The organism is Micromonospora pattaloongensis, assembly GCF_900107255.1.
In the GTDB taxonomy this organism is placed as follows: domain Bacteria; phylum Actinomycetota; class Actinomycetes; order Mycobacteriales; family Micromonosporaceae; genus Micromonospora_I; species Micromonospora_I pattaloongensis.
The window spans coordinates 54421-61027 of sequence record NZ_FNPH01000016.1; the positions used below are offsets into that span (position 1 = coordinate 54421).

8 protein-coding genes and 1 rRNA gene are annotated in these 6607 nt (G+C 74.6%); 2 read left to right on the plus strand and 7 right to left on the minus strand.

From position 1 onward, the window contains the following. Positions 1 to 26: 26 nt before the first annotated feature. Genes BLW47_RS23695 through BLW47_RS23710 form a run of 4 tightly spaced genes read right to left on the minus strand, consistent with a single transcriptional unit; the run spans position 27 to position 2714 of the window. On the minus strand, positions 27 to 911 hold the full coding sequence (locus BLW47_RS23695; protein ID WP_091562584.1) for an NAD kinase: 885 nt from the start codon (positions 909 to 911) through the stop codon (positions 27 to 29). Beyond that, complete coding sequence (locus tag BLW47_RS23700) at positions 908 to 1741, minus strand: TlyA family RNA methyltransferase (RefSeq protein ID WP_091562588.1); 834 nt, start codon at positions 1739 to 1741, stop codon at positions 908 to 910. Before BLW47_RS23700 ends, BLW47_RS23695 begins: the two co-directional genes overlap by 4 nt. 47 nt (positions 1742 to 1788) lie before the next feature. Next, on the minus strand, positions 1789 to 2040 hold the full coding sequence (locus tag BLW47_RS23705; RefSeq protein ID WP_091562592.1) for a hypothetical protein: 252 nt from the start codon (positions 2038 to 2040) through the stop codon (positions 1789 to 1791). After that, positions 2037 to 2714: a phasin family protein gene (locus BLW47_RS23710; protein WP_091562594.1), complete on the minus strand. Its 678-nt coding sequence runs from the start codon at positions 2712 to 2714 to the stop codon at positions 2037 to 2039. The genes BLW47_RS23705 and BLW47_RS23710 overlap by 4 nt, the downstream gene beginning before the upstream one ends. 126 nt (positions 2715 to 2840) lie before the next feature. On the opposite strand from BLW47_RS23710, the gene BLW47_RS23715 reads away from it, so the two are divergent. After that, on the plus strand, positions 2841 to 3179 hold the full coding sequence (locus tag BLW47_RS23715) for an SCP2 sterol-binding domain-containing protein (RefSeq protein ID WP_091562596.1): 339 nt from the start codon (positions 2841 to 2843) through the stop codon (positions 3177 to 3179). 59 nt (positions 3180 to 3238) lie between these two features. On the opposite strand, the gene BLW47_RS23720 is transcribed toward BLW47_RS23715, so the two are convergent. After that, on the minus strand, positions 3239 to 4249 hold the full coding sequence (locus BLW47_RS23720; RefSeq protein ID WP_091562600.1) for an HAD-IIA family hydrolase: 1011 nt from the start codon (positions 4247 to 4249) through the stop codon (positions 3239 to 3241). Beyond that, the gene (locus BLW47_RS23725; protein ID WP_425435448.1) at positions 4246 to 5133 is read right to left on the minus strand and encodes a Replicase polyprotein 1ab; all 888 of its coding nucleotides are present in this window, start codon (positions 5131 to 5133) and stop codon (positions 4246 to 4248) included. The genes BLW47_RS23720 and BLW47_RS23725 overlap by 4 nt, the downstream gene beginning before the upstream one ends. Here BLW47_RS23725 and BLW47_RS23730 point away from each other — a divergent pair. Next, on the plus strand, positions 5071 to 6417 hold the full coding sequence (locus BLW47_RS23730; RefSeq protein ID WP_139307433.1) for a hypothetical protein: 1347 nt from the start codon (positions 5071 to 5073) through the stop codon (positions 6415 to 6417). The genes BLW47_RS23725 and BLW47_RS23730 overlap by 63 nt on opposite strands. A gap of 97 nt (positions 6418 to 6514) precedes the next feature. Here the strand turns inward: BLW47_RS23730 and rrf are convergent. Further along, a 5S ribosomal RNA gene (gene rrf, locus BLW47_RS23735) occupies positions 6515 to 6607 on the minus strand; the annotation flags it as partial.

The following is a 6607-nucleotide window of genomic DNA, read 5'->3' on the forward strand; positions in this document are numbered from 1 at the left end:
CCGCGACGCGATCGCATCGACGTCAGTCAGCGTGGGTTGCCCCGCCACCCGTCCACGGGGAGCCCGAACTTCGCCACCAGCCGGTCGGTGAACGGCCTCGGCCGCAGCCGTACGACCCGCACCGGCAGGCCGCCGCGGCGCACCGTCACCCGGGTGCCCGGCGGCAGGTCGTAGACCCGACGCCCGTCGCAGCACATCACGGCCAGCGTGGTGTACGGGTCGACGGTGATCACGAACGTGGAGGTCGGCGCGGTCACCAGCGGCTTGCTGAACAGCGCGTGCGCGCTCACCGGCACCAGCAGCAGCGCCTCCACCTCCGGCCACACGACCGGCCCGCCGGCCGAGAACGCGTACGCGGTGGAGCCGGTCGGGGTGGCGCAGACGACACCGTCGCAGCCGTAGCGCGACAACGGCCGGCCGTCGACGTCGACCATCAACTCCAGCATCTGGGCGCGCTGGCCCTTCTCGACGCTGACCTCGTTGAGCGCCCAGGACTCGATAACCTGGCCGCCGTCGATCTCGGCCCGCACCTCCAGCGTCAGCCGCTCGTCCACTGTGTAGTTCCGGTCGACCACGTGGCGCACGGCCCGGTCCAGGTCACCGATCTCGGCCTCGGCGAGGAAACCGACCTTGCCGAGGTTGATGCCGAGCAACGGGGCCTTCGCCGGCCGCGCCAGCTCGGCGGCGCGCAGGAACGTGCCGTCCCCACCGAGCGCGAACACGATCTCGGCGCCCTCGGCGGCGGCCAGCCCGGTGATCGGCACCACGCCGGGCAGCTCCACGTCGGCAGCCTCCTCGGCGATCACCCGCACCTCGAACCCGGCCGCGATCAGATCCCGCGCCACCGTGCGCGCGTGGTCCGTGCTGCGCCGCCGACCCGTGTGGATGACCAGCAGTGCGACGCGCCTCATCCGGCATCCTCTCCCGACGTCGCCGCCGCGCCGGCCGGCCCGGCCGCGACGACCTCCCGCACCCGATCCTCGTCGGCGCGCGGTGCGCCGCGGCGTAACCATACGAAGAACTCGACGTTGCCGCTGGGGCCCGGCAGCGGACTGGCGGCCACGCCGGCCAGCCCCAGTCCCAGCCCGTATGCGGTGGCCGCCACGTCCAGCACCGCCTCGGCCCGCACCGCCGGGTCGCGCACCACGCCCCCCGAGCCGACGCGCTCCTTGCCGACCTCGAACTGCGGCTTGACCATCAACGCCAGGTCGCCGTCCGGCTCGGTGCATCCGGCCAGCGACGGCAGCACCAGCCGCAGCGAGATGAACGACAGGTCTGCCACGGTCAGCGCCGCCGGGCCGCCGATCGTCTCCGGGGTCAACGTCCGCACGTTGGTGCGCTCGAAGACCCGGACCCGGGGGTCGCTCCGCAGCGACCAGGCGAGCTGGCCGTAGCCGACGTCGACCGCGACCACCTCAGCAGCGCCGGCGCGCAGCAGCACGTCGGTGAAGCCTCCGGTGGACGCGCCGGCGTCCAGGCACCGCTTGCCCGCCACGGTCAGCCCGTCGAACGCCGCCAACGCCCCGGCGAGCTTGTGCCCGCCCCGTGAGACGTACTCCTGCGTCGGGTCGTCGCCGGTCACCCGGACCGGATCCGCCGGGTCGACCATCGCGGCGGCCTTGCGCGCCGGCACGCCGTGCACCTGCACCCGCCCCGCCTCGACGAGCGCGGCGGCCTGCTCACGGGAGCGGGCCAGCCCGCGACGGACGAGCTCGGCGTCGAGCCGGGTGCGGCGTGCCATGGCGCGGGCTTTCTGGTTCGAAGGGAACGGTCGGGGCGGGGCGGCGCTCAGGCCTGGTCGATGGTGGCCAGCGTCTCCTGCAGCGTCTGATGCGCCGCCTCGTACTGGGCGATCTGGTCGCGCGGCGGCAGGTCGACCGCGTTGTCCATGGCCTGGATCGCGGCATCGACGGCCGGGTGGCCCGTGCTGCCGCCCTCGGCGTCGGCGTGGACGCCGGCCGCGGGCGGCCAGTTCGGCGGCGGCGCGGGGCGCGACGGCGGAGGTCCGGGGCGGAACGGGCCGGGCACGGGGGCGCTCACGCGGCACCGCCGCCGGCGGGCCGCTTGCGGGGCGCCGCCTTCTTGGCCGCGGGCTCGGCGTTCGTGCCAGCGGCCTTACGCGCCGTCTTCGCCGGCTCGGGCGTGGTCTTCTGCACGGCGGCCGGCGTCTTCTTGGCGACGGCCTTCACCGCGACCGCCTTTTTGGCGATGGTCTTCTTGGCGACGGCCTTCTTCGCCACGGCCTTCTTGGCGGGGACGTCGGAGGCGGGGGTCGGGGCCCCGGAGACCGGCTCGGTCGCGGTGGTCCCGGCCACGATGGCGTCGGCGGCGGCGCGGGCGCCGCCGTCGCTGGCCGCACGGGCGGCGGCCTGCGTGGCGGTGCCGGCGGCGGCCTCGGCCGCTGCGGCGCGCGTCCGCGCGTCGCGCAGCTCAGCCTCCAGCTGGCGCAGCCGGCCGGTCAACTCGGCGACCTCGTCGGCCGTCGCCAGACCGACCGCGCCGAGCGCCCGGTCCACCTCGAAGCGCACCAGCTTGGTCAGCGACTCACGGTTGGCGGTGCCGACGGTGAGCAGCTCCTCGGCGAGCGCCTGCAACTGCGCCGCCGTGGTGTTGCCCCTGCCCATCAGGTTCCTGGCGATCTGCTCGGCCTTCTTCTTGGACGCCTCGGTCACCCCGAGCGCCATCTCCAGGTAAGCCCGCCACGCGTCCTGCATGCCGATTCCCTTCGCGGTGCCATCTGCTTCGGTGCCACGCTACCGTCCGAGGGGTTGCGGTAGCGTGCGCGGGGAACAGGCGTGGCGTCAATCGACCACGGTATCGGGGGCAACGGAGGTGGTCAGGTGGCCAGCGTCGACGAATGCCGGCAGGCGTTGCAGGAGCTGGGCGCGCGGCTGTCGGCCAACGTGGCCGAGGCGCGGGAGAAGCTGAAGCTCGACCGCACCCTCGCCTGCCGCATCTCCGACCTCGACACCGCCTTCCACGGACGGCTGCTCGACGGCCAGCTGGTCGAGCTCGCCGACGGCGACGACCCGAATGCCAAGATCGCCATCACCACGACCAGCGACGACCTCGTCGCCCTCGTCCGGGGTGAGCTCAACGCGGGACAGGCGATCGCCACCCGCCGCATCTCGGTCAAGGCCAACCCGTTCGATCTGTTGAAGCTGCGCAGCCTGCTGTAACCGCGGCATCGCGCCCGAGGGCGCGGGGTTCGCTCGCCCGAGCGGGCGAGCGAACCCGCCTAGTCGAGCCCTAGCTCCTTCAGCGCGGCGCGGGCCTGCGCGGACACCCCGGTGACCCGCCGCGCCGGTCCGCCGGACCAGGCGGCCGCGCAGAGCGCCCGCAGCGCGTCCAGCGGGGCGCCAGCGCCGTCGAGGCGCCACCCGACCCCGTCGTCGGTCACCCGCCATCCGCCGCCGGCCGGCTCCTTGCCGGGTACGCGCAACGCGTCGGCCGGCGCGAACAGCCCGCCGAGATCGGCTGCGACGTACGTCGGGCGACGCCCGGGCGGCGCGGCGATCAGGTCTGCCGGGCCGCTGACGCCGGTGAGCACCAGCAGACTGTCCAAGCCCGCCCGCACCGCACCCTCGATGTCGGTGTCCAGCCGATCGCCGACGACCAGCGGCCGGGCCGCGCCGTAACGGTGCGCGGCGGCGGTGAAGAGCGCCGGCTCGGGCTTGCCGACGACCACGTCGGGTTCGCGGCCGAGCGCCGTCCGCAACACCGCCACGAGCGAGCCGTTGCCGGGCAGCGGCCCCCGTGGGCTGGGCAGGGTGCGGTCGGTGTTGGTGGCGACCCAGAGCGCCCCGGCGCGCACCGCCAACGACGCCTCGGCCAGTTCCGCCCAGCCGACCCGGGGGCCGTACCCCTGCACCACGGCCACCGGCGCCTCCTCCGCGCCGGTCACCGGCACGAGCCCGACCGCACGCACCTCGGCGTGCAGCGCGGGCGCGCCGACGACCAGAACCGGCGCGCCGGCGGGGAGCCGCTCGGCGAGCAGGGTGGCGGCGGCGCCGGCCGAGGTGAGCACCTGGTCGGCGGTCGCCGGCACTCCCATGCCGGTGAGCAGGTCGGCCACGTCCGCGGAGCGACGCGAGGCGTTGTTCGTCGCGTACGCGAACGCCCGGCCGTCCCCGCCCAGCCGGGCCACCGCCTCGACCGCGCCGGGGATCGGCCGGTCAATCAGGAAGATGACCCCGTCCAGGTCGAAGACGACCAGGTCGTACGCGTCGACGAGCGGCGCGGCGCTCACCGGTCCGACGGGCCGGGCCGCTCCGGCGACTCGGCACCGGTCTCGTCGCGGTTCGGCTCGTCGACCTCGGTCTCATCGTCGTCACCGGTCAGCACGGTCGGCGCCGGGCCGACGCCCGCCACCTCCGTCTCGGCGACGACAAGGTCGGCCTCGTCGTCGGCCGGCGCGTCCGGTTCCGCCACCTCGTCGTACTCGCGGTCGTCCTCAAGGTCCTCATCGCCCTCGAAGTCCTCATCGCCCTCGAGGTCCTCATCGCCCTCGAGATCTTCATCGCCCTCGAGCACCACGCCGTCGAGCTCCAGCAGCCGCTCGGCGGCGTCGGTCTCGTCGTCCTGGTCGGCGTCGGCCGCGCGCGCGAACCACTCCCGCGCCTCCTCGCGGCGGCCGGCCGCGAGCAGCGAGTCGGCGTACGCGTACCGCAGCCGGGCCGCCCACGGCTCACCGTCGCCGCTGGTCAGTTCCCTGACCTGCAGCATCGCGACGGCGGCGTCGGGGGAACCCATGTCGCGCCGGGCGCCGGCGGCCACGATGAGCAGCTCGATGGCGGTCGCCTTGTTCAGCGCGTCACGGTTGGCGCCCCGGTAGATGTCAATCGCCCGCTCCGGCCGCCCCAGCGCCCGCTCGCAGTCGGCGAGCACCGCCAGGTGCGTCTGCCGGCCCGACATGCGGTGGTACGTCCGCAGCTCCGCGACCGCGGTCTGCCATTCGCCGGCCCGGTACGCCGCCAGTCCGACGGCCTCGCGGACCGCGGCGATTCGCGACGCGAGCCGCCGAGCGGCGAGCGCGTGCGCCAGGGCCTGTTCGGGAGCGTCGTCGATCAGGTGACCGGTCGCCACCAGGTGCCGCGCGACGGTGTCCGCGACCGGCCTGCTCAGCGAGAGCAGTTCGGCGCGCACCTCGCTGGCGAGATCGGACGCGACGACCTCGTCGGGCAGCGTCGGCGCGGGGACTTCTCCGCCCGCCCGCTCCGCGCGCTCACGGCGCTCGTCGCGCTCGCGGTAGCCGCCCTCGCGCGGCCCGCCCTCACGACGGAACCCGCCCTCACGGGGGCCGCCCTCACGACGGAAGCCACCCTCACGGGGGCCGCCCTCACGACGGAAGCCACCCTCACGGGGGCCGCCCTCACGACGGAAGCCACCCTCACGGGGGCCGCCCTCACGCCCGCCTTCACGGTCACCCCGGTAGCCGCCCTCACGCGGCCCACGGAACCCGCCGTCACGGTCGCGGTAGCCACCCTCGCGGTCGCCCCGGTAGCCAGCACCCTCACGGCCGCCGCCCTCGCGCGGGCGGTAGCCGCCCTCACGCGGGCCACCCTCGCGGCGGAAGCCGCCCTCGCGGGGGCCGCGATATCCGCCGTCACGGTCACCGCGGTAGCCGCCCTCACGCGGGCCGCCCTCACGGTCGCCACCCTCACGGGGACGGTAGCCACCCTCACGCGGACCACCCTCGCGGCGGAAACCACCCTCGCGGGGGCCGCGATATCCGCCGTCACGGTCACCCCGGTAGCCGCCCTCACGCGGGCCACCCTCACGGGGACGGTAGCCACCCTCACGGGGACCACCCTCACGCGGACGGTAACCACCCTCACGGGGACCACCCTCACGCGGACGGTAACCACCCTCACGGGGACCACCCTCACGCGGACGGTAACCACCCTCACGGGGACCACCCTCACGCGGACGGTAACCACCCTCACGCGGACCACCCTCACGCGGACGGTAACCACCCTCACGCGGACCACCCTCACGCGGACGGCAACCCCCCTCACGCGGACCACCCTCACGCGGACGGTAACCACCCTCACGCGGACCACCCTCACGCGGACGGTAACCACCCTCACGCGGACCACCCTCACGCGGACGGTAACCACCCTCACGCGGACCACCCTCACGCGGACGGTAACCACCCTCACGCGGACCACCCTCACGGCGGAAGCCGCCCTCGCGGGGTCCGCGATATCCGCCGTCACGGTCACCGCGGTAGCCACCCTCACGGGGGCCCCCCTCGCGCCGGCCGCCGTCACGGTCGCGGTAGCCGCCCTCACGGTCGGCCCGGTAGCCGGCACGACCCTCGCGGTCGCCGTATCCGCGCCGTTCACCCTGTCTGGGCTCGCGGTCTCGGCGGTTTCGGTCGTCGTCGCGGCGGGGACGGTCTCCGCCCTGGGGTGATGTCACAGCTACATCCTTCCTCATGGCGCACGCGAGCGCCTGTGGCATAACGCAGTTAAGGGCCTACCCCAAAAGGGGCGGCCCTCAACTGAAAGATGTCCGGCGGTGTCCTACTCTCCCACACCCTCCCGGGTGCAGTACCATCGGCGCTGGAGGGCTTAGCTTCCGGGTTCGGAATGTTACCGGGCGT